The 23,694-nt window shown below is 52.9% G+C and carries 18 protein-coding genes and 1 pseudogene; 2 read left to right on the top strand and 17 right to left on the bottom strand.

The window, feature by feature from the left end:
* Window positions 1–21: 21 nt before the first annotated feature.
* On the bottom strand, window positions 22–840 hold the full coding sequence (locus EDM57_RS17000) for a cytochrome C assembly family protein (protein ID WP_122905882.1): 819 nt from the start codon (window positions 838–840) through the stop codon (window positions 22–24).
* Between the two features lie 74 nt (window positions 841–914).
* Window positions 915–2,276 carry a glutamyl-tRNA reductase gene (hemA, locus tag EDM57_RS16995; RefSeq protein ID WP_122905881.1) on the bottom strand — a complete coding sequence of 454 codons (1,362 nt, stop codon included), beginning with the start codon at window positions 2,274–2,276 and terminating at the stop codon, window positions 915–917.
* 284 nt (window positions 2,277–2,560) lie between these two features.
* On the opposite strand from hemA, the gene EDM57_RS16990 reads away from it, so the two are divergent.
* Entirely contained in the window at window positions 2,561–3,502 is a 942-nt protein-coding gene (locus EDM57_RS16990; RefSeq protein WP_342771486.1) for a DMT family transporter, read from the top strand.
* An 88-nt stretch (window positions 3,503–3,590) separates the two neighbouring features.
* Here EDM57_RS16990 and EDM57_RS16985 read toward each other — a convergent pair whose 3' ends face one another.
* The 12 genes from EDM57_RS16985 to racE form a co-directional block, all read right to left on the bottom strand.
* Window positions 3,591–4,943, bottom strand: coding sequence for a protein O-GlcNAcase (locus EDM57_RS16985; RefSeq protein ID WP_122905879.1), 1,353 nt, complete (start codon window positions 4,941–4,943; stop codon window positions 3,591–3,593).
* A 51-nt stretch (window positions 4,944–4,994) separates the two neighbouring features.
* A complete protein-coding gene (gene yihA, locus EDM57_RS16980; protein ID WP_122905878.1) occupies window positions 4,995–5,660 on the bottom strand; it encodes a ribosome biogenesis GTP-binding protein YihA/YsxC in 666 nt (221 codons plus the stop codon).
* Window positions 5,657–7,999, bottom strand: a complete 2,343-nt coding sequence (gene lon / locus EDM57_RS16975) for an endopeptidase La (RefSeq protein ID WP_122905877.1) — start codon at window positions 7,997–7,999, stop codon at window positions 5,657–5,659. Before lon ends, yihA begins: the two co-directional genes overlap by 4 nt.
* 270 nt (window positions 8,000–8,269) lie before the next feature.
* Window positions 8,270–9,967 (bottom strand): ATP-dependent protease LonB, encoded by a 1,698-nt coding sequence (gene lonB / locus EDM57_RS16970; RefSeq protein ID WP_122905876.1) that lies wholly within the window; start codon window positions 9,965–9,967, stop codon window positions 8,270–8,272.
* A gap of 206 nt (window positions 9,968–10,173) precedes the next feature.
* Window positions 10,174–11,439 carry an ATP-dependent protease ATP-binding subunit ClpX gene (clpX, locus tag EDM57_RS16965; RefSeq protein ID WP_122905875.1) on the bottom strand — a complete coding sequence of 422 codons (1,266 nt, stop codon included), beginning with the start codon at window positions 11,437–11,439 and terminating at the stop codon, window positions 10,174–10,176.
* A gap of 20 nt (window positions 11,440–11,459) precedes the next feature.
* Window positions 11,460–12,041 (bottom strand): ATP-dependent Clp endopeptidase proteolytic subunit ClpP, encoded by a 582-nt coding sequence (gene clpP / locus EDM57_RS16960; protein WP_122905874.1) that lies wholly within the window; start codon window positions 12,039–12,041, stop codon window positions 11,460–11,462.
* Between the two features lie 172 nt (window positions 12,042–12,213).
* The gene (gene tig / locus EDM57_RS16955) at window positions 12,214–13,506 is read right to left on the bottom strand and encodes a trigger factor (protein ID WP_122905873.1); all 1,293 of its coding nucleotides are present in this window, start codon (window positions 13,504–13,506) and stop codon (window positions 12,214–12,216) included.
* A gap of 141 nt (window positions 13,507–13,647) precedes the next feature.
* The gene (locus EDM57_RS16950) at window positions 13,648–14,172 is read right to left on the bottom strand and encodes a metallophosphoesterase family protein (protein WP_122905872.1); all 525 of its coding nucleotides are present in this window, start codon (window positions 14,170–14,172) and stop codon (window positions 13,648–13,650) included.
* A 45-nt stretch (window positions 14,173–14,217) separates the two neighbouring features.
* The gene (locus EDM57_RS16945; RefSeq protein WP_122905871.1) at window positions 14,218–14,811 is read right to left on the bottom strand and encodes an XTP/dITP diphosphatase; all 594 of its coding nucleotides are present in this window, start codon (window positions 14,809–14,811) and stop codon (window positions 14,218–14,220) included.
* A complete protein-coding gene (gene rph, locus EDM57_RS16940) occupies window positions 14,804–15,565 on the bottom strand; it encodes a ribonuclease PH (RefSeq protein ID WP_122905870.1) in 762 nt (253 codons plus the stop codon). The genes EDM57_RS16945 and rph overlap by 8 nt, the downstream gene beginning before the upstream one ends.
* 189 nt (window positions 15,566–15,754) lie before the next feature.
* The gene (locus tag EDM57_RS16935; RefSeq protein ID WP_122905869.1) at window positions 15,755–16,801 is read right to left on the bottom strand and encodes a GerMN domain-containing protein; all 1,047 of its coding nucleotides are present in this window, start codon (window positions 16,799–16,801) and stop codon (window positions 15,755–15,757) included.
* 102 nt (window positions 16,802–16,903) lie between these two features.
* Window positions 16,904–17,716 carry a glutamate racemase gene (gene racE / locus EDM57_RS16930; protein ID WP_122905868.1) on the bottom strand — a complete coding sequence of 271 codons (813 nt, stop codon included), beginning with the start codon at window positions 17,714–17,716 and terminating at the stop codon, window positions 16,904–16,906.
* A 168-nt stretch (window positions 17,717–17,884) separates the two neighbouring features.
* Here racE and EDM57_RS16925 point away from each other — a divergent pair, with 168 nt between their 5' ends.
* Complete coding sequence (locus EDM57_RS16925) at window positions 17,885–18,946, top strand: superoxide dismutase (protein ID WP_122905867.1); 1,062 nt, start codon at window positions 17,885–17,887, stop codon at window positions 18,944–18,946.
* A 457-nt stretch (window positions 18,947–19,403) separates the two neighbouring features.
* Here EDM57_RS16925 and EDM57_RS16920 read toward each other — a convergent pair.
* The 3 genes and pseudogenes from EDM57_RS16920 to EDM57_RS16905 form a co-directional block, all read right to left on the bottom strand.
* A pseudogene (locus tag EDM57_RS16920) lies at window positions 19,404–19,601 on the bottom strand (transposase); the annotation flags it as partial.
* A gap of 297 nt (window positions 19,602–19,898) precedes the next feature.
* Complete coding sequence (locus EDM57_RS16915) at window positions 19,899–20,348, bottom strand: DUF6756 family protein (RefSeq protein ID WP_148039124.1); 450 nt, start codon at window positions 20,346–20,348, stop codon at window positions 19,899–19,901.
* Entirely contained in the window at window positions 20,338–23,412 is a 3,075-nt protein-coding gene (locus EDM57_RS16905) for a polymorphic toxin-type HINT domain-containing protein (RefSeq protein ID WP_425455811.1), read from the bottom strand. Before EDM57_RS16905 ends, EDM57_RS16915 begins: the two co-directional genes overlap by 11 nt.
* Window positions 23,413–23,694 lie beyond the last annotated feature (282 nt).

Below are 23,694 nucleotides of genomic sequence, written 5' to 3'. Positions count from 1 at the left end.
AGCCTCCTTGATGAACAGCCACTACCACCAGCTGTGAAATGTAGAAGTCGTAATGCCTAAAAAGTTGATGAGCAAAAGCAAAAACGCGAGGACGTTCCACTGGGCCAGTCTGCGCATTTGCAGCGTATCCCGATAGCGTTTGTACAGCCAGAACGAATAGCTGGCCAAAACAAGCATGGAAGTAACCACCTTGGAGTCCAGCCAAAACTTCTCCGGCAGTACCATTTTTCCCCAAATAATCCCCAGTACAATCGAAAGAAGCAGCATTGGCACGCCGAGCATATTCATCCGATAGGCGTAGCCCTCCAACTGGTCGAGGCTGGGCAGCCTGCGCAGAAGCGGATTCCAGCGACGCCCCTTGAGCATCTTATGCTGCAACAGGTACATGGCGGAAAAAATCATCGACAGCGAAAATGCGCCGTAGCTGAACATCGCCAGCGTCACGTGCGTCAAGAGCAGCTCCGAGGTCAGGACGTCAGATACTGCGACGATGGGCGTCTCTGGCAAAAACATCGACATGACCAGAACGACAAACCCGATAATATTTGTAAAAAAAACCAGTAAATCAATGCGAAAAAAATAGTGTAAGACAAGTGACAAACTTACCAGCACCCACGAGTAAAAAAAGAGCGTCTCGAACAGCGTAATGACAGGAAAGTAAGCTTTCATCACGGTCTGCGACACAAAAAAAGCAGTTTGCAAGGCCCAAACGACAATAAGCAACCCGAAAGCCAGACGATTGACTTTCCGGTTGCTTTGCAAGAAGTCGTTAAAATAGAAGAGAACACTTGCAGCGTAGAGAAAGATCGTCAGGTCGTAGATCCATCTCACCTCGGCCATGCACTCTCTCCCCTCTTTCCCCTATCGGTTTCTATCAATGGCAATCTATCTTTCTTTTCAAAGAAGAGAAGGTCTTATTTCGGCACGCGGGAAGCCAGAACCTGCTCGCGAGCTGCCGGCTGCTTGCTTTTGTCGTCTGCCCAGAGCGCTTCCTGCTCTTTGCGCTCCAAAATTTCTTCCAGGGCAAACATCTTGGTGAAAATATCCAGCACTTCCTCGCCGGATTTGGTTGCTGCCATTTCCTTCAGACGCACGACCGGATCATGCATGAGCTGGTTGACGATGCCTTTGGTCGTCTTGCGGATGATGTGCATTTCCCGCTCGGTCAAGTTCGGCAGCTTGTTTTCAATCTTGCGCATCGCTTCGCCATGAATGCCGAGCGTCTTTTCACGCAGCGCGGCAATCAGGGGCGCTACCCCCAGCGTCTGATACCAGGTCGTAAAGGCCACAATCTCTTCTTCAATCATCGCATCGAGCCGTTCTGCTTCCCGCGAACGTTCTGCGATATTGCTTGCGACAATTCCTTCCAGATCATCGATGTCGTACAAAAAGACGTTATCCAGCTCGTGCAGGTCAGGATTCAGGTCACGCGGAACCGCAATGTCCACCATGAACAGCGGGCGGTGTTTTCTTTGCTTCATGATCGGTGCCAGATCCTTTTTGCCCAGGATGTATCCGGTTGCTCCCGTAGAGCTGATGACGATGTCGGCAGTGAGCAGCGCCTCAGGCAACTGCTCCATCGTACAGGAATCTCCCTTGAATTTTTCCGCCAAAAGCTGTGCCCGCTCCAATGTGCGGTTTGCCACCATGACGCGCTCGGAACCATTGGCGTGCAAATGTTTGGCCGTCAGCTCGCTCATCTTGCCCGCTCCGACAATCAGGACAGACTTCCCTGCAAAAGAGCCGAAAATCTTTTTCCCCAGTTCGACGGCAGCATAGCTGACCGATACGGCATTTTGTCCGATCGCGGTCTCCGTATGCGCGCGCTTGGCAAATGTAATCGCTTGCTTGAACAGCGTGTTGAACACCGTCCCCGTCGTTTTCAGCTCCTGTGCCATCAGGAACGCATCGCGGACTTGTCCGAGAATTTGCGTCTCTCCCATCACCATGGAATCGAGACCGGCAGACACTCTGAACAAATGTTCAATTGCCTGTTCATTTTCTTTTATATAAAGGTGAGCCTTGAATTTCTCTTTTTCCACACCGAACCATTCCGCCAGAAAGCGAAGGGTATAGTCACGGCCGATATTGGCCTGATCGCAGACGACATACAGTTCTGTACGGTTACATGTCCCGAGGATGACACATTCTGCAATACTCTTCGTCTGGGAGAGAAGATGAAGAGCGCGTGCAGTCCCATCATCGCTGAATGTAAACTTTTCGCGAACTTCGACAGGCGCTGTTTTGTAGTTTAAGCCCAGCAAAAGAATATCCATAGTGTCCTCCCAGAATGACAATCGTGCATACGCCATGTGTAAAATGCACTATTATTATATCATTATGTCCCGAGTCAGCCACGAGTAATTGTGAAAAGTTTTTTAACTGAACACACTTTTGGGCGCTTCCCTTGTCGAAAAAACAGCTTTCAACCGGCTGCAAAAAGCGACAAATCGCGAATGAATCCGCTTGAAATCCGGCTTTGAATCACGTATGATGCTGGCTATACGTCTCAAATATGAAATTTTATAAACAGTCCGACGGAGAGGAGAGAAAACAGACATTGAGAAAACCATGGATGGCGGATATAACGCTGCTTCTCATCGCTTTTATCTGGGGCACGACGTTTTTGGTTGTGCAGCAGGCAATCGCCTCCCTGCCTCCCAATACGTTCAACGCAGTGCGCTTCACGGTGGCCGCCCTGTTTTTGCTCGTCATCTTGCTGATACGCTCGCGCCACCAGCTTGCAACCTTTCGCGGCCCGCTCATTCGCTCCGGCATCATTCTCGGCTTTTGGCTCTGTCTCGGCTACGCGCTGCAAACGGTCGGCCTCTTGTACACGACGCCATCCAAAGCCGGATTCATTACGGGCCTGTCTGTCGTACTTGTTCCGCTGTTCTCCTTTTTGCTATTGCGAGACAAGATCAAGCCTGTGGCGGTGATCGGCGTCATCCTCGCAGCAGCAGGCTTGTATCTGCTGACACAGAACCATAGCTTCTCCTTCAACTTGGGGGATGTTCTCGTTTTCGGCTGCGCGATTTGCTTCGCCTTGCAGATCGTTTTTACCGGAAAATACGCGCCGCACTTTGCGGCATTGCCGCTGGCAATCGTTCAGCTCGGGACTGTTGCCGTCATGAGCTGGGTCTACGCCTTTTTCTTCGAGGACTGGGGCCGTGCGTTTGATCCGGCGATCCTGCTCGCCCCGGAAGTGGCCATGGGGCTGATCGTTACTTCGATTTTTGCAACCGCCCTCGCCTTTTTGGCCCAGACGGCTTTGCAAAAGCAAACGAGTTCAACGCGGGTGGCGCTCATTTTCGCCCTTGAACCTGTGTTCGCTGCACTGACTTCGTACGTCTTTATCCACGAGGTATTAAGCGGCAGACAGTTGACCGGCTGTCTGATGATTTTTACCGGCATGATTTTGGCAGAGCTACCGATTGGACAATGGCTCGCACAGTCACGCGCGCGCAAAGGCAAGGCAAAAGAAGGCCGAGAGTCTGCCTGAAATGACAAAGAAGGTTCCTTCTCCCTAACCGGAAAGGAACCTTTTTTGTGCAAGCGAAAAAAGCCCTGATCCAGCAGTCAGTCACTGGTCAGTTGCTTTTTCGTAGTTCCTGCAAAATCGCGTCAACAAACAGTTGCATGACCTGGCCGCATACTTTTTGCGGCAAGCGCTCCGTGCGCCTGATCCACTGTTTGAGCCGCAGCAGGTGATAGGCGGCTTGCGGGATTTTGCCGCTAGTACCGTGGTCGATCAGGGCGACGGCGGCCTGGCCGACTTTTGCCCAGTGGCGGTATTTTTCGATCCAGGGCCGCGCTTCCTGCGCGAGCTTTCGGTTGCGCATCCCGCCGAGCAGTTGCTGGGCGGTTTGCTCCATTTCACGGAACAGCAAAGTCAGCTCGGACACCGCCTTGTTCCGATCTCCCTGCAAAAACTGGAAGCGAAAGGAAAGGAACGCTTCGAGCAGGCGCGGCGACTCGACTTCGCACAAAAACGAGCCTTGCACATTATCTGCAAACGCAAAAAAGGCTGCGGCATCGTCCTTGCCTGCCACCTCCTCCACCGCCTGCTTCCAGGCCACGGTCGGATCATAGCCTTGCGGATCGCGCAAATAGGCCGCCGTTGTCGCCAACGGAATTTTCGAGCATTCCGCAAGCGACATTGCATTGGCCACGTAGCCTGCGGCGTGCTGCCACAAGTCCGGATCGCGATGGCGCAAGGGACCGATGTGCAGCTCATTTGCCATCGCGAGGTCGTTGACCGGGTAGTTATCCCAGTAAAACGGCTTGTGCCCCGTGTACTCCGCGAAGCGAACGGCATCCCCGTCCGTGAGATACGGCGAGCAGACAAACCGCCCCGTCCAGAACACGTCAATCGCTTCGGGCAAATGCTGGCCAAGGTACCGGATGTACGGCTCTTTGCCAATGCCGTTGTACTGCGTCGGGCAGACGACCAGCTTGACGGGTTCTCCCCACTCCTGCATCAGCTCATACACGCGCCGGGCTGTCTGCACGTGAGCATCTGCGAGATGGGCAAACTGCGCGACATCCCGTTCATGCAGCAGCTGCATCGGGATGTCGTCGAACAACAAGGAAAAATACCGGACGCCTTTGTCGTACATCGTCCGATATTTTTTGACAAGCAACTCTGTGTGAGCCGGATTTGCATATTCCATGCTGAGGCCAGGACTTACACCATACACAAACTGCATACCCCGCCCCGCCGTGCTGGCAATCAATTCGTCCAGTTGGCGCATCGCCGCTTCCGGATGCGGCTCCATCCATCGCTCCCGCAGAAACACATCGTCCTTGGGCGCGTAGAAATACGCATTGTAGTCGTGGCGATGCAAAAAGTCAATCATGTCCAGCCGCTCTGCATGCGTCCAGGGCGTTCCGTAGAAGCCTTCGATCACACCGCGTACGGCAAAGCAAGCCAGTTTGCTCACAAAGCTGCCTCCCCTTCCCACTTGCGGATTGGGTCTTTGACTGTATCTGTTTTACTGTTCCGTCTCGCTTGCCGCAGCAGGAACAGAAGCGTCCGCCGCCTCTCTTCCTTCCTCTGCCGCAGGCTGGTCTTTTTCGCGCAGACGGCGAAGGATTTCTCCCCACAGCTCATCCTTGCCTTGTCCTGTTTCCGAAGAAAACACGATGAGCGTATCGTCGCCGCGCATGTTCAAGGTCTGGCGGATGATCTTGGTGTGCTGCAGCCAGCGGCCGCGCGCAATTTTGTCGCCCTTGGTCGCAACCACTACGGTCGGGATGCCGATTTGCTTGCACCAATCGTACATCGCCACGTCGTCCTTGGATGGAGCATGACGGATGTCGACCAGTTGGATGACGAACCGCAACTGTTCCCGGTTTTTCAAATAGCCCTCGATCATCTTTCCCCACTGTTCCTTGATCGTCTTCGCGACCTTGGCGTATCCGTAGCCGGGAAAGTCGACGAAATAGAGCATCTGGTTGACGCGGAAGTAGTTCAGCGTCTGGGTCTTCCCTGGCCGCGAGCTGGTGCGCGCGAGCCCTTTGCGGTTCATCATTTTGTTGAGCAGGGAAGATTTGCCCACATTGGAGCGGCCGACGAGAGCGATCTCGTGCAGGCCGTCCTGCGGGTATTGCTTAGGTCCGACAGCGCTGATAACGAACTCCGCAGAAGTTATTTTCATGCTTTTTCACCTGCTGTCGGCTGTCTGGTCAGGGCGTGGCGCAACACTTCATCCAGGTGCTCGACCGGATAGAAGGTCAGTTCATTTCGCACGCTCTCCGGAATATCTTCGATGTCTTTCTCGTTGTCTTTTGGCAAAATAATCGTCGTCAAGCCAGCACGATGGGCGGACATGCACTTTTCCTTCAGGCCGCCAATCGGCAAAACTCTTCCGCGCAGTGTGATTTCGCCCGTCATCCCCACTTCTTTTTTCACAGGGATATGGGTGAGCGCCGATACAAGCGCGGTAGCCATCGTAATCCCCGCAGACGGACCGTCTTTTGGTATCGCGCCCTCCGGAACGTGGATGTGGATGTCGTTTTTCTCGTGAAAAGCCGGGTCAATTCCCCACTGGTCTGCACGGGAGCGAATGTAGCTGAAGGCCGCCTGCGCGGATTCCTTCATGACGTCGCCCAGCTTTCCGGTCAAGGTGAGCTTTCCTTTTCCCGGCAGGATGCTGACCTCTACGTTCAGCGTATCGCCGCCTGCCTGTGTCCAGGCAAGACCCGTCACGGAGCCGATCTGGTCTTTTTTCTCTGCCAGGCCATAGCGGTAGCGCGGTTTGCCAAGCAGCCCCTCCAGTGTCTTCGCGGTGACGACGACGCGCTTTTTCTCCCCGCTGACAATCAGCTTGGCGGCTTTGCGGCAAATGTTGGCTGCTTCCCGGTTCAGGTTGCGCACCCCGGCTTCGCGCGTGTACAGACGAATCAGCTTCAGCATGGCATCTTCGTGCACTTGCAGCTTATCCTTGCCGAGTCCGTGCTCTTCCATCTGCTTCGGCAGCAAGTATCCGCGCATGATGTTGAGCTTCTCCAGCTCGGTGTAGCCCGAGATCGAAATGACCTCCATCCGGTCGAGCAGCGGACGTGGAATCGTGTCGAGGCTGTTCGCTGTCGTGATGAACATGACATTGGTCAAGTCGTACGTCTCTTCGATATAGTGATCGCTGAACTTGTCGTTTTGATTCGGGTCCAGCACTTCCAGGAGCGCCGATGCAGGATCGCCCCGGAAATCGGATGCCAGCTTGTCGATCTCATCCAGCAAAAAGACTGGATTGATCGTGCCCGCCTGCTTCATCCCCTGGATGATACGGCCCGGCAGAGCACCCACATAAGTGCGGCGATGTCCGCGAATCTCTGCTTCGTCACGCACACCCCCGAGCGAAATGCGCACGAACTTGCGCTCCAGCGCGCGTGCGATCGAGCGGGCGAGCGAGGTTTTCCCGACGCCGGGAGGTCCAACCAGACAAAGAATCGGCCCGCGCATGGAGTTGACGAGCTTTTGCACCGCCAAATATTCCAGGACGCGTTCTTTCGGCTTTTCCAGTCCGTAGTGATCCTCGTCGAGCACTTCTTGCGCGTGGTGAATGTCCAGATTGTCCTCTGTCTTCTTCGTCCACGGCAGGGCGAGCAGCGTGTCGATATACGTGCGGATGACAGACCCTTCCGCAGAAGTGGTCGGCATCTTCTCCAGACGATCCAGCTCTTTTTCGATCTTGGTCTTGATTCTTTCCGGAGCGTCCGATTTTTCCAGCTGAGCGCGCAGTTCATCCACTTCGCCCTGACGGCCGTCCTTGTCGCCGAGCTCTTTTTGAATGGCCTTCATCTGCTCGCGCAGGTAGTATTCTTTTTGCGTGCGCTCCATCTGCTTTTTCACGCGATTGCTGATCTTGCGCTCCAGCTCCAGCACCTCGCGCTCGTTGTTCAGGATTTCCAACAGAATTTCGAGCCGCTCCTTGATGTTGACCGTCTCCAAAATCTCCTGTTTGTCCTTCATTTTCAGCGGCAGGTGGGAGGCAATCACGTCAGCCAGTCGCCCTGGCTCTTCGATGTCTGTCACGGATGTAAGCGTCTCGGGGGAAACCTTTTTCGACAGCTTGATGTATTGCTCGAAATGGCTCAGCAGCGAGCGCATCAGCGCTTCTACTTCGTTTTCCTCCGCTTTTTCCTCTTCCAAGTATGTAATGGACACGACGAAATAATCTTCCTGTTGAAGATATTCCTCAATTTTTGCGCGTTGCAGTCCCTCCACCAGCACACGGATTGTGCCGTTTGGCAGCTTCAACATTTGTTTCACACGCGCAACGGTACCGATGCTGTAGATTTGCTCTGCATCTGGCTCCTCTATGTGTACCTCTTCCTGTGTCGCAAGCAAAATCTTGTTGTCGTCCACCATGGCTTGCTCCAGTGCGCGGATGGACTTTTCCCGTCCAACGTCCAGGTGGAGTACCATAGTCGGATACACAAGCAATCCTCGCAACGGGAGAAGCGGTAATTCTCGTTTACCGGAACGTTCGCCCAAGCGGATGCACCTCTCCTTGTTGATCTATCCCTTCTTAACAAAGAGCCTGATAACAGACAAAAACGGCTCCCAAAGCCGTTTTTTGCCCACCCGGCATATCCGAATCACCCCAAACGACACACAGAAAAGACAGTCGTTCTGACGGTCCATCCCCTCATTTGGGGAGCCCGTTACAGGCCGGGTAGGGCCCCGGGCTCTTTGCAAGCAGAAGCTTTTTACCATTGTAGCGCAAACACAATCCGATGTCTAATCCACGGGCGCTTGCGACTGTCAGAGTGTCATCGGCGAGGATGCCAGATCCTTTGCCGGAATTTGCAGGGTAAATCCGGACGCCTCCTCATCCTGCACGGCGACCTTCGGCATGGCCAGTTCCATGACTTGCGAGACGGTTGAAACCGGAATGACCTCGATGCCCTTCATGTCGGCGAAAATGCTCTGCCAGTTTTCCTGGGGAATCAGCACGCGCGTCGCTCCCGCCTGACGAGCCGCCTCGACCTTGGCTACCACGCCGCCTACCGGCTTCACTTTTCCGTGAATGCTTACTTCGCCTGTCATGGCAATCAGGTTGTCGACTGGCACTTCCATGATCGCCGAGTAGATGGCGGTCGCAATGGCAATGCCCGCCGAAGGGCCATCGACCGGGACCCCGCCGGGAAAATTGATATGAAGATCGTAATCGTACGGACGAACGCCCATTCTGTGCAACACAGTCAAGACGTTTTCAATCGATCCTTTGGCCATGGACTTGCGACGAATCGTCCGGCTGCGGCTTCCCATTTCCTCTTCCTCCGCCATGCCTGTCATCGTCAATCTGCCCTGACCAGGCACTGCGGCAGACGTTGCCGTCACTTCCAGTTCCATGACACTGCCCATGTTCGGTCCGTAAACGGCAAGTCCGTTTACCAGCCCTACCTGCGGCGTATCGTGCACCTGCTTTTCGGGACGAGGCGACTTCTGGCTGCTGTGTACGACCCACTCCACGTCCTTGGCCATGATCGTTTTGCGTTCCTCGGTAAGTGCGATTCCCGCGGCGATTTGCAGCGTGTTGATCGCTTCCCGGCCATTGGTGGCGTAGCGTTCGATAACTGCTACCGCATCGTCCTCCATGCTCATCTGCATCTTGGCAACGGCAGTGCGCACAATGCTGCCAATTTCCGGCCCCTTCAACGGACGGAAGAAAATTTCCAGACAACGGGAGCGCAAGGCAGCGGGAAGCTCTTCGGGAAGCCGCGTCGTCGCACCGACAAGTCGAAAGTCGGCTGGCAGCCCGTATTTGAACACATCGTGAATGTGCGACGGAATCTGGCTGTTTTCCTCGCTGTAGTAGGCGCTCTCCAGCATGACTTTGCGGTCTTCGAGAACTTTTAGCAGCTTGTTCATTTGGACAGGGTGAAGCTCTCCGATTTCATCGAGGAAAAGGACCCCTCCGTGCGCTTTTGTCACAGCACCCGGCTTCGGCTGGGGAATGCCCGCCTGACCGAGCGAGCCCGCCCCTTGGTAAATCGGATCGTGAACAGAACCGATCAGCGGGTCGGCAATCCCCCGCTCGTCAAACCGGGCAATCGTCGCGTCAATCTCAATAAATTTGGCGTCCGCATTAAAAGGGGACAGCTGGTTTTTCTTCGCTTCTTCCAGCACGACACGGGCAGCAGCCGTCTTGCCTACGCCCGGCGGTCCGTAGATGATGACGTGCTGCGGATTCGGTCCGCACAGCGCAGCCCGCAGTGCCCGCAGCCCGTCTTCTTGCCCGACGATTTCTTCCAGGGTAGCTGGCCGTGTTTTTTCCGACAAAGGCTCGGTCAGAGCAATCATTCTCATTTTGCGAATCGTGTCCAGGTCTTTTCGCGATTCTTTTTCCGTGGAAGTCTTTGAGTTTCTCTGCGCTCGCAGCAAATTCCAGAAGTAGGTGCCAATGACAATGCCGACAACCACTTCAATGACAGCAATGACCAACGTCGTATAGTCCATATGCAGTCCCTCCCATGCGTCCTTGCAGCTTTTGTACACATATGTAAAAGTGTCTCTTCAGCGATTATCAAGTAGTATTGCCTCGCATCCGTATGCGTAAACCATAAACCCGCAAAGCAATCTGGATGATTTTGGAAAATAGGCCCCCTTTTTTCGACAAAACAAAAACCACCCCGCAAAAACGGGATGGTTAGCGTAACACAAGCTTATGCAGTTTCACCGTGCACTTCGACGCCTTCTTTGGTCATGAGGCGCGGCTTCACCTTGTCGCGCACGGTCTCTTCCGTAATGACGCATTTGGTCACGTCGTCGCGGGAAGGCAGCTCATACATCATGTCGAGCATGATTTGCTCGATGATCGCACGCAGTCCGCGTGCACCGGTATTGCGCTTGATCGCTTCCTTGGCAATTTGCAGGAGGGCGCCAGCGTCAAACTCCAGCTCAACACCGTCCAGGCTAAGCAGCTTTTGATACTGCTTCACCAAAGAGTTTTTCGGTTCGGTCAGGATGCGCACGAGCGTCTCCTCGTCCAACGGCTCCAATGTAGCCAGAACAGGCAAACGACCGACGAACTCGGGAATCAGACCGAATTTCAGCAGATCTTCCGGCAGGACGTACTTGAGGTATTCGCCCGCTTTCAGATCGCCTTTGACCCCATCGGAAAAATCAGCACCGAAGCCGATTACTTTTTTACCCAGACGACGCTTGATGATTTGTTCGATCCCGTCGAATGCACCGCCGCAAATGAACAAAATGTTCGAGGTGTCGATCTGGATGAACTCCTGATGAGGATGCTTGCGCCCGCCTTGTGGCGGAACGCTGGCAACCGTTCCCTCCAAAATTTTCAGGAGAGCCTGCTGCACGCCTTCCCCGGAAACATCGCGTGTAATCGAAGGATTTTCCGACTTGCGCGCGACTTTATCAATTTCATCAATGTAGATGATGCCTTTTTCGGCTTTTTCTACATCGTAGTCAGCAGCCTGGATCAGCTTGAGCAAAATGTTTTCCACGTCTTCGCCCACGTAGCCTGCCTCTGTCAAGGAGGTGGCGTCCGCAATCGCAAACGGCACGTTCAGGATGCGCGCCAGCGTTTGCGCGAGCAGCGTCTTCCCGCTACCTGTCGGCCCGATCAGCAGGATATTGGATTTTTGCAGCTCCACATCCTCGATCTTCGCCCCGGAGTTGATCCGTTTGTAGTGGTTGTACACCGCTACAGACAGCGATTTTTTCGCCAGATCCTGACCGATGACATAGTCGTCCAGGATTTTGCGGATCTCCACAGGCTTCGGAATTTCCTTCATGTCGATTTCTTCTTCCGTCCCCAGCTCTTCCTGTACAATCTCGTTGCACAGTTCGATACACTCGTCACAAATGTAAACGCCAGGACCGGCTACCAGCTTGCGCACCTGTTCCTGGGACTTGCCGCAGAAGGAGCACTTCAGTTGGCCCTTGTCGTCGTTAAACTTAAACATGCGCTTCACCTCACAACGGGTCAGTTTTTGCGTTCAATAATCGAGTCAATCAATCCATAGGCCTTGGCTTCTTCTGCACTCATGAAGTTGTCGCGATCTGTATCCAGTTCGACCTTTTCATATGGTTGACCTGTACGCTCGGACAAAATCTGGTTCAGTTGGCGCTTCGTTTTCAGAATCCAATCCGCATGAATCCGGATGTCTTCCGCCTGCCCACGTACGCCTCCGAGTGGCTGGTGAATCATCACTTCGCTGTTTGGCAAGGCAAAGCGCTTGCCTTTGGCACCAGCAGCGAGGAGGAATGCCCCCATGCTGGCAGCCATGCCCACGCAAATGGTGGACACGTCCGGCTTGATGTACTGCATCGTGTCATAGATAGCCATCCCTGCTGTTACAGAACCGCCTGGAGAGTTTATGTATAGCGAAATGTCTTTGTCCGGGTCTTCTGCCTGCAAAAAGAGCAGCTGGGCCACTACCAGATTGGCTACCTGATCGTCAATCTCGGTGCCGAGCAGAATGATCCGGTCTTTCAGGAGACGCGAGTAAATATCGTAGGAGCGCTCGCCTCTGCTGGTTTGCTCGATGACCATAGGGATCAGCATTATGTATCTTTCCTCCTTTAAGGTAAAAGGTGTCACCCTTTAGTTGGGAAGGATTTTACCAAAAAGTCGATGGTGGAAAAACAAGGCACGAGTGCATCGTGCCTTGTAGTTGGTACAGCCAGCGGTCCAGAATGCCTGACCACCGGCCAATCATCATGCGTTCTTCCTAAGCTTATGCGCTTGCTTTGCTTTGTGCAACCAGGAAATCAACCGTTTTGCGAATTTGCACATCGCGGTAAAGTGCCATCATGTTGTCTTGTGCAGTGAAGATTTTGCGCAGCTCGTCAGCAGGACGGCCGTAAACGCCAGCCAGCTTGTTCAGCTCTTCGGTTACATCTTCCTCTGTCGCTTCAATTTTTTCCGCTTTGCTGATTGCTTCCAATGTCAAGGAAGTGCGCACGCGGGAGGTCGCATCTGCACGCAGTTGGTCACGCAGCTGGCTTTCATCCATGCCGGAGAACTGGTAGTACAGATCCAGTGTCATGCCTTGGAACTGGAGGCGTTGACCAAACTCGTTCACCATTTGGTCCAGCTCGTGCTCAACCATAACGGCTGGCAGATCGATTTCCGCGTTTTCTGCTGCTTTCAGAACCAGTTGTTCACGAACGTACTGTTCTTTTTCTTGCGCAGCTTTTTCTTCGAGTTTTTTCTTGGTGTCAGCTTTCAGCTCTTCCAGCGTATCGAACTCGCTCACATCTTTTGCGAACTCGTCGTCCAATGCTGGCAGGTTTTTGCGCTTCAGGCTGTTCAGTTTCACTTTGAATACGGCTTCCTTGCCAGCGAGGTTAGGAGAATGGTACTCTTCCGGGAAGGTAACATTGATTTCTTTCTCTTCGCCGATGGCAAGACCTACGAGTTGCTCTTCGAAGCCGGCGATGAAAGTGCCGGAACCGAGTTCCAGAGAGTAGTCTTCTGCTTTTCCGCCTTCGAATGCAACGCCATCCTGGAAGCCTTCGAAATCGATGACAACGATGTCGCCATTTTGCGCAGTACCTTCTTCTACTGTTACCAGTTCAGCGTGACGCTCTTGCATGCGCTTCAGTTCAGCATCCACGCTCTCGTCAGTCACGGTGAAGTCTTTTTCTTCGACTTCCAGACCTTTGTACTCGCCGAGCTTCACTTCAGGCTTCACCGTTACAGTAGCTTTGAAGATCAGGTTTTTCCCTTTTTCCATTTGCTCTACGTCCACCTCTGGACGATCTACCGGCTCGATGCCAGTTTCACGAACAGCTTGTCCGTAAGCAGTTGGAAGCAGAATATCGAGCGCGTCTTGGTACAGAGACTCTACACCAAAACGGGATTCGAACATTTTGCGAGGTACTTTTCCTTTGCGGAATCCTGGAACTTGCACCTTTTTCACAACTTTTTTAAACGCTTGATCCAATGCTGCGTCTACTTGCGCAGCATCTACTTCAACCGTCAGGACTCCCTGGTTATTCTCTACCTTTTCCCATTTTGCTGTCACGTAAACTTCCCCTCCTAAATCGAATAACAGAACATCGCCAGCCGCGCCGTGGTATCTTCGCAGGCTCCGACGATAATATTCTAGCCATTATAACCATTCTAGTATAGCATAAATCTTTTATTTTACAAGAAGCTACCCGACTCAGCGTCGAATCGAATAGCTTCCGCCCAACTCCCGCACCAGGTTGCCTTGGTAGTCGTAAAAGGTGACGGCCACCTGGACCGTTTGGGGCTTGGCGCCCGTCTCCTCGATAATTGCGTAAGTCGGCACGTCAAAGCCTCTCGGCAGTTGCAGGCTCCCCGGGTTTACAAACAGAATATCCCGCTCGACGCCACAGGCGGGGACGTGCGAATGACCGAAGACGACCACGTTCGCTCCGACCTCCTCTGCCCGGTAATGCAGGCGAAGCAGCGAGCTTTTGACCCCGAACAGATGCCCGTGCGTTTGCAGGATGTGAAGGTCCCGCCATTTTGTCTGCTGCTCGGTCGGAACCTCGGAAGCGACATCGCAGTTTCCTCTCACCAGCGTCATCCGGGAAAACGGATCGCGCTCGTGATCGACGCAAAAATCGCCACAATGCAAAATTTTGTCAACAGCATGTCTGTTTGCCACCTGAGTTACTTCCCGAACCAGACCATGGCTGTCACTCATGACGAGAATTGCCATCGAGCCTCACTCTCCCGTGTTCTCTTCAGTCAGGCTGCTTGCCCGTTATTTCAGCACTTCCAAGAGCTTCTGCATCGCTTTGGCGCGGTGGCTGATCCGGTTTTTTTCCTCCGGCAAAAGCTCCGCCATCCTTTTTCCCAGCTCGGGAATGTAGAAGACGGGATCGTAGCCGAAGCCGTTGGTCCCTTTTGGCTCCCGGGCGATCAGCCCTTCACAGGCGCCGTTTGCGATAATCGGTTCCTCGCCTGGAATGACCAGCGCCAACGTGCAGCGGAAGCGCGCGGTGCGCTGCTCCATCGGCACGTCTTCCAGCTCTTGCAGCAGCTTGCGCCAGTTTTGTTCGTCTGTCGCTTCCTCTCCGGCGTATCTGGCGGAGTAGACGCCCGGGCGTCCGTCCAGTGCGTCTACCTCCAGCCCGGAGTCGTCGCCAAGAGCCGGCAGTTGCAAGTATGTAGAAATTTCGATTGCCTTTTTCAGCGCATTGGCTTCAAACGTGTCACCGTCCTCCACCACTTCCGGCACGCCCTCGAACTGCGCAAGGCTGATGCCTTCCCAGCCGTAATCGGCAAACAGTCGGTTGAACTCTTTCACTTTTCCCTGGTTGCGTGTCGCCAGAACGACTTTTTTTCGATCAGACATGGCTTTCCTCCACTACGTTTTCAGCAAACGTCAGGGGAACATCAGAGAGCGCCTGCTTCTGGCTCTGAATCAGATTGCCGATCCCGATTTTTGCAAGAGCGATCATCTCCTGCAGCTGTTCCGGGGAAAACGGAGCGTCCTCGCCGGTGCCCTGCAGCTCGACGAACTTGCCTTTGCCCGTCATGACGACATTCATGTCCACCGTCGCTGTCGAATCTTCCTTGTAGTTCAAGTCCAGCACGGTCTCATCGCCAATCACGCCTACGGATGTCGCCGCCAGAAAATCGTTCAGCGGCAGTTGCTTCCATACGCCGCTCTCCACCAGCTTTTGCATCGCGTCGACCATCGCCACGTACGCTCCCGTAATGGAAGCTGTGCGCGTACCGCCATCCGCCTGGATCACGTCGCAATCCAGCCAGATCGTGCGCTCTCCCATCGCCTCCAGATTCACCACCGAACGCAGCGCGCGTCCGATCAATCGCTGGATTTCCATCGTCCGTCCTCCGACCTTGCCTTTGGAAGACTCACGCGCGTTGCGGGTCGCAGTCGCGCGGGGAAGCATGGAGTACTCGGCTGTGATCCAGCCCTTCCCGCCGCCACGCATGAAAGGCGGTACCCGATCCTCCAGAGTTGCCGTACAAATTACCTTGGTATCTCCAACTTCGATCAGGCACGATCCTTCCGCGTGTTTAATGTAATTGCGCGTAATGGTTACTGGGCGCAACTGGTCATGGGCACGGCCATCCACTCTCATTCCAAGTTCCTCCTAAATTGCTTTAATACACTCCGCTCATTATACCAGAGGCAGGAAACGCTCTGCCACTGCCCAAACCGCTCTCCCTTATTTACACCAATTGCAAATTTTCGTATGACTTTGCTTCTTTTTGCAAAGAAAAAGCCACGCTCGCAGCATTCGGGCGTGGGTGGGCAGGCTTTCGGTTGATTAGAACGCGATCGGGTTGAGCTGCAGCGGACGGCTCACAGGCTTTGTGAATGCGCCGTTGGCAAGCGGCTTGCCTTCAACGAGAAGCTGCACCTGTTTGGCTCCCGTCGATTCGGTCAAGGAGAGCACGAGGGATTGCAAAGCTTCCGGGCTTGCCTCCTTGCCTTCGTCGTACTTGAGAATGTCGCTGCTCAGATCGACCGTAATCAGGTCTTTCTCCTGTTTTACGTCCAGCACGCGGGTCGTCCGCAATAGGGAGCTGAACAGCTGCGAACCTTGCTTCGGCCCTTTGATAAGCTCCTCCACGGTCGCCTTGGCGATGTCAGCCGTTTCCGGGACGAGACGGGTGACTGGAACGTAGTACGTGCGCTGGTCATCCAGTTGCCCCTGGAAATATACGGTCACCGCTGACGTTTTTCCCGGCATGGCCCCTTCCGCCAGCTCCAGATTGACCCCATGGCTGCGGTCCAACTGCGTAATCGGCGTGCTGGCAACCGGCATTTCGGTAAGCGGAGTTCCGTTCACCCAGATTTGCACGGTCTTGACGTTGGAAAACTCGGTCAGCGCCCTGGTCACGGCGTCGAGAATTTTCTTCTCGTCTTTTTCCTCATACGTTTTGAACTCTTTGGAAAAATCAACCGTGGCCACGCCGTCTTTGATAACCAGTCCTTTCACTTCCGTCCCTTGCGGCAGCACGGCTGAAAAACCGCCCCGCAGCATGCTTTCTACCGGCCCGCCCTTGACCATGTAGCTCAAAACTTGCTTGGCAGGGCCTTCTGTTTTCGGAAGCGTCAGCGACACCGGTACGACGTAGCCGTTTGCGTCGAGCAAATAGACGGTTCTTTCGCTTGTCTGTTGAACCGCTTGCTCGCTGCCCTGAACGGCGACATCTGGTGACACTGCTCCGTTCGGCTGATCGACCGACACCTGTGGCGGTGCGTCAATGCTGCTCGTTTCCGTTTCCGGGCCGTAGAGACCGCAGCCCGACAAAAGCACGGCGCTTACCCCCAAAACGGTCGTCATTTTGCCTATGTGTCCCATCTTCATTTCCCCAGCCTCCTCCAGACACTTTGTACTACCATGTATACGAGCAGGGCTTGGGTTTATGCGTTGAAAGTTGTCTGGCAAAAAGGACAGCCAGCCGCGCTTTTACGGCTGCACGGATTTTTCCAGAGAATGATGCAGGACGTTCACCTTGCCCGCAAGCCACTCTTCGGCAATCGTCCGGAAGCGCTCCGCGTCTCCGCTCGTGACAAACAGATGCTGTGGCGGCTCCTCTTGTCTGCGTGCCGCCAACGGCGCAATCTGTACGGCCAGCTCGCGCGCAGTTTCCTCGGCGGAGCTGATTAACCTGACCCCCTCCCCCATGACCTCCTGAATAACCGGGGCCAGGAGCGGATAGTGGGTACAGCCGAGAATCAAGGTGTCCAGGTCTTCCGCACGCAAAGGCGCCAATGCTTCTTCGACGACCATTCGCGCCTGGTCCGAGTTTGCCAGATGATTCTCCACAAGCGGCACGAACGCCGGACAAGCTTTTCCCACCACATATAAATTCGGCTCGGCACGCAGCAAGGCACGCTCGTACGCTTTCGTGCGGATGGTCATCTCTGTCCCGATCACCCCGACGCGTCCATTTTTCGTCACCGAAACGGCCGCGCGCGCTCCCGGCTCAATCACCCCGATCACCGGCAGCGGCAAATCAGCCATCGCTTCCTCCAGAACAACTGCTGTTGCCGTATTGCAGGCAATCACCAGCGCCTTGAGCGGCGTATTCATGACGTAATCGATCATTTGAAAACTGTATGTCCGAATCTCTTCCGGGGACTTGGAGCCGTACGGGCACCGCGCGTTGTCTCCTACGTAGATGATTTTTTCTTCGGGTAGCTGACGCATGACTTCCTTTGCTACGGTCAATCCTCCCACTCCTGAATCAATGACGGCAATCGCTTCATCTCTACTCATGCAATGTGTCTCCCCTGTTGTAATGAATATAGTACAGCATACCACTCAAACATTTGTGCTACTACCATATGCGGCATTTAATTTTCTTGTACTCCGCGAATGTCGCACCTTCTCTGGGCTGCGTTCATAATCTGAGGGTGAGATGCGCCCAAGTGAGGAGGAATTTTTTTGGAAGAGAAAGCCAGAAAATTGCTGGATTGGAGTCAGTGGGGCCGCCAATGGATCGACCATTTGCGGAGAAAAAAAACACTGAACCGGGAGTTGGAGCGGCATCTGCACAAATTTGAAGAATCTTTTATCAAAATAGGAAGACAGGCTACGCGGATTCACAAGGCAGAAGCAGCAGAGGCACTCCCGATACTCATCGCGCGGGCTGAGGAGGTACAGAAGCAATTCCACCATTTTTTGCGGCTGACCCAGCTGACGGAGGATGAGCGGTTCGTGGAGCAGACAGTGGCGCAGGAGGAGCTTTTTGAAGCAGAAGCGGTTCAGGAAGCGACAGAAACCTGCGAAGCAACACCTGCCCAGATGAGGGAGACGGCCATTTCCGCTCCGTACCAGGCTGTACGTGAAACCGCACGCGAACCCATACGCGTCGCGCGCCCCGTCGCCCCTGGCCGTCATACCCTCCCGCCCTTGCCGTATGCGTACAACGCGCTTGAGCCGTATATCGACGAGCAGACGATGCGCATTCATCATGAGAAGCTGCATCAAAAATATGTAGATGACTTGAATACAGCAGAGCGAAAGCTGGCCGAAGCCCGTCAAAACGGCAACTACGACCTGATTCGCCACTGGGAGCGCGAGCTGGCTTTTAACGGGGCTGGCCATTATTTGCATTCCATTTTCTGGCCGTCCATGAGCCCGCACGGAGGCGATACGCCAACAGGCGAGCTGGCAGAGGCGATCCAACGGTACTTCGGGTCTTTTGACGCATTCCGGCAGCAGTTTTCCCAGGCAGCCGGAAAAGTGGAGGGCCCCGGCTGGGCAATCCTCGTCTGGTCGCCGCGCGCCCAGCACCTGGAAATCCTGACGGCGGAAAAGCATCAAAACCTGGCGCAATGGGATGCGGTCCCGCTCCTCGTGCTGGACGTCTGGGAGCACGCTTATTTTCTCCAGTATCAAAACCAGCGGGACAAATACGTGGAAAACTGGTGGAAGATCGTGAATTGGCCCTATGTAGAGGAGCGTTTCCAGCAGGCGCGGAAGCTGCGCTGGGAGCCGTTTTGAGCGTTTTTTCGCAAAAAGCCCCCTGTTCGCCCGGAGGTATTTTGGGGTGGAAAGGGGGTATATGGTTTCTGTTTTTTGTTTACGTTCTGGAAGAGTGGGGCAAAACAAAGTTTTAATTAACAATATTTTTCATTTGTTATTTAATTTTAACGAGCGTGAGAAAACGAAGATAACAAAAAGCAGGTCAATCATGGTGCTATCTGACCATAATCAACCTGTTCAACGTAAATGTATCCCGTTATTTGGGGGATAAAACTCAAGTATTTATGTGCGTACAAGAAAATTTTAGGAATATCATAGAGCCGCCCAATTTACTCGGCACTAGGTGGGATAAGAGTATAGACCTTGAGGAATGTGCCCTCAAGGTCAAAGAGCATGGTTAAGCTAAATCAAGCAAATTCGGGACTGTAAAATATTCTGTGTAAACTCTCAAAACCTAATTACAATAAGAGAAAGGTTCATTCTGTTCTTCCGTTCGATTGTCTTTTTCTTTGAAAGAACCTGTCGTTCTGCTCTGTTTGACCCAACGGTCAAACGCAGATGCACTCAGATCGTATTCTCTCAAAATATCTGCACGCGTTTTTCCATTCTCGTAGAGTTGAACCATTTGCCGCTTGAACTCGTCTGTAAATGACCGACGCTCACGTTTCCCCATGACATTCTCCCCGTTCTGTATCGATTTGCTTTCAATCTACTAGACCTTAAGAGAATTGTCCAATTCAGTGTAGCCGATCCACGACTACCCTAGCCTCAAATTGGGTTCGTGTACCTTGGGTCGAGCATTTGCCTCCAGCTTCCTTCAGATTCCACCTCACGATGGACACCCTTGCTCTTGGCTAACGGTAGGCGCTCGCCAGCCCCCGTTCGGGACTTTCACCCTAAAGATGGACGCCCATGCTGGGCGCACAAGAAAGACCTTGAGGATTGCCACCCTCAAGGCCGAATGAAAAAACTAACCTCTAGTATCTAACCAATCTATTGCATTACCTAACGCCATTAAACAATCGTGATGATTAAAGCATAGTAAATAGTCAGTTGCTTCATTGGTGACATAAAATTCGACGTTAAACAATTCTTCAATCACTGACACTACATGTTGTCCTGATTCAAATAAGTACGCCCTTTTCTCATCGGAAGGATTAAAAAATAAAATGCATTTGTTCGAGCCTACAAATTCTTCAATCCACTGCCATGCATCTTTATTACTTACCCCGACAAAATCACTGAATTTTTCCCATATGGGCCAGTGCGATTTTACCTTACAATACTTTTCCATAACCGATGAAATAATTGATTCTTTCGATGCATCTTCCATAATTCTAAATGGTATATTTAACATCTGACTTGCGGCGAAAATTTGTTCCTTAATATCCCAAATAGGACATTCCTCCTTATCTTCCATAAGGTACTGAATCAACAATTATGTGACCTGTTACAGAATTTTTCTTTCCTGGTGTTTGCCATCCAATATGCGGAGCATCCGGTCCTGTTACCCAATTTCCATTCCTATCAACACCATAGTGAGCATAGTCAATACTAACCTCTGCGCCATTTTTTGAACGCCATTCAACCGGAACTGATTTACCATACTGGTCTTTGGCCCACTTCGTCACAGTAAATTCGCTTCGGTCAACACCAGTATTTTTAAACGCTTGGTCAAGAGCATCCTTGTATGTTTTCCCAGTACCTCTCCAATCTAAATCTTGAGACTTTAATGCGTACCTTAATGTACTGCAATTATGCACCCAAATGCCAAGATTGGATACAAAGTAAGAATTAAAGTCAGCTACTTCAAAGTTATAGACCGTTGCTTCACGTGGCTCTTTCTCAATCTTATCTATTGCAAGTTTAGAGCCGTCGCTCGAAACAAGCAAGTCACCAACTTTAAGGTCTTTAACAAGCGTCCATCCCTTACCATCCAACCAGAATGGATGTTCACCCGTAACTTCGATAATTTCATCCTGAATATGGATGTAGTATATTTCGTCAGCTTGCTTTTGGAACAGACCCACGACTTCTTTATATGCCACTTCTCCGGTCTCATCAGACTTAGCGAGAACCCTATCCCCTACCTCGATTTCCTCGATAGGTTTCTCCCCTTCGTCTGTTAACACCTTTGTTCCTGCCGTAAAGCAGTTGCATCCAAATAACGACTTGAAAGTAGCTGATTTACTCTTTGTTACAACTGGCGCTTTACCTACTCCTCCGCCGTCCATAGGGATGCCATTTTCCATCGCCCAATCCCATGTAACCTTAGCCGCTATGGCATTTTTAATTTTGTTTGTACCTCTCAGTGCATCCTGCATCCCTGCTTGATCTTTTTCGAACCACTCTCGGTAATACTGCCAATCAATCTCCTTTGTCCCATGAATTCTCCTGACACCCTCATTATCAAAATAATAATAGGTTCCAGGATTCCCTTCACCAACTATTACATTACTATGTCCACTTGGATCAACATATTTTAACGGATTATTACTCACATACGCATACCGATTCAAACTAAGCGGATTATCCACCTGCCCCTTATACGTATCCTCCGACACAAACCTCCCCATCTTCGGATCATAATACCGGGCACGCAGGTAGTAAAAACCGCTCTCCTTGTCGTACATCTCCCCCGCATATGCAAACGGGTTCGGCATCGTTTCCTTGACTTTATCGGCAAGCAAGTTGCCCCAGATGTCATACTCATACGTATTCAACACATTCCCATTCGGAGCTTTGATCTTCACGACATCCCCGTGGGTGTTGTAATAGTACGTGCCTTCCTGGTTCGTCGTGTAGTCCTTGCGCCAGATCAGCTGGTTGCCAAAGACGTTGCGGGCTTTGACCCTACCGTCCTGGGTCAGTTCTTCGATCACTTGCCCGTTGAGATACACATAATGAGTCGTGTCCGTGACGCTTCCGGTCTGCTGTTTCGTCGCGCGCAGGCCGCCTGGGTAGTACGTGTACTTTGTGGTGCCTTTGGCGTCTTTGTACTCGATCAGGCGATTCAGCAAATCGTGCTTCAACTCGTAGCTGCGCGTCGAATCTGCGGGCGCATTGGCATAGATTTGGCGGTTGCCGCGGCGGTCGTAGGCGTACTGTCGGGTGTTGCCCTGAATGGTTTCTTCTTTAATTCGGGACAGTTTGTCGTAGGCAAACGTGCCGTAGATCGTACTTCCGCGCTTTTGGCTTATGATGTTGCCGAACAGGTCGTGGCTGTTCGTCTCATTCCAACCATCCGCGTGATTGATCCCCGTGATCTCGGAAAAGGAACTGATCGTTTTTTGCATCGCCGACGACTGGCCGGGGTAGGAGACAGTGTTGGTCTCGCCACTATTGTTCATCGTATAGCTGTAGCTCGTCGTTCCTACGCCTGGGATTGTCACGGCGCTGAGGCGGTCGGCATTGTCGTAGGTATAATCAACGCGCAAAGTAGGGGCCGAACCGGAAACCGCACTGCGAGATGGATAAATGAGGGCGTCGATGCTCTCATCGTTGTCGGAGTAGACGAGCTGGTAGTCTTTTCCCATCATCGTTTGCCGGTTCAGGCGGCGGTATTCGTCGTAGCCGTAGCGGACAGTTTGACCGTAGTTGTTTGTTTCCATCAAAAGCAAGCCGGAGAGTGGATCGTAGCTGCGTTCTTCATAGAAGCTGCTGCCCGCAGACAGTTTCGTCATTTCGTTGAACGGCGAATACTGGTAGCTGAACAGGACGCCGTTTTTGTCTTTGAAAGTTTTGACGGCGCCGTTTTTCTCGTACGTGTACTGCTCGGCCTTGGTTTCCGGGTTCTTTTCGGACAACTTCCAGGACAGCGCGTTGTACGTGTACACGGCAGTAGGGGTGCCGTTTTCGATCACGGTGGTCAGGTTGCCGAGTCCGTCGTAGCTGTATTCATTCACATTGTTTTCCGGGTCGCGCAAATAGACCAACTGGTCGTTGTGATCGTAGCGCATTGTCCAGCGTTGAGTGGTACTGCCGTCCGTGACTTCCTTGTCGGTAACTTTTCCGAAGCGGTCGGTCTGGTAGTTGGTCACGCGGTGGTGGCTGCCTCGTTGGGTCGTTTCTTCCACGCTCTCTACCCGGCCGTACAGGTCGCGGTAGGTGGTGACGATGTAGCCGTTGGGTGACAATGTTTGTTCGATCAGGCGCGGCAAATAGCTGGTTCCGTCTGAATACGCGTTGGCCCGATGGGAGCGGGTCGTACCCAAGGCGTTCGTAGTCTGGTAGACGAAGCCGTCCCAGTCGTAGGCATACGTGGTGCTCTGCGCCTGGTTGCCGAATGGGGTGGTGCGGCTGATCTGCATACCGTCTGCCGTAAACTCGTTTTCTAGCAGCGGACGTTTGCCTCCGCTCGTCCCGTGCTGCTCCTGGTAGGCGATGTCCCCGTATGGTGTGTAGTAGGTAATGATCCGGACGAATCGGGCAAAAAATTCTTTCGACGATCCCCAGCCCCTCCGCGCCCGTGCCGGACGCTTCACCGTCCCGATACACATACGTCGTGGTGCGGGTTGCTCCCTGGTGGCGGTAGCTTTCCGTGAGAACTCTTCTCAGCGTGTCGTATTCGTAGATAACTTTGCTGCCATTTGGGTATGTCTAGCTTTTTACTTGGCTTTGGTTGTCAAAGTCCAATGAGAACTGGAGGACGTCTGTTTTGCCGCTTTCCAGTTAAATGCCATCTGCTAGACCTTAAAAAAATTGTCCAATTCAGTGTAGCCGGTCCAGGAGTAAAAGTAAGGGGCCGTCTCAAACTACCATGGCCT

It is taken from the genome of Brevibacillus gelatini (genome assembly GCF_003710935.1).
In the GTDB taxonomy this organism is placed as follows: Bacteria; Bacillota; Bacilli; order Brevibacillales; family Brevibacillaceae; genus Brevibacillus; species Brevibacillus gelatini.
The sequence above is the reverse complement of the archived record's forward strand: the minus strand, read 5'-3'. Positions and strand labels throughout refer to the sequence as shown.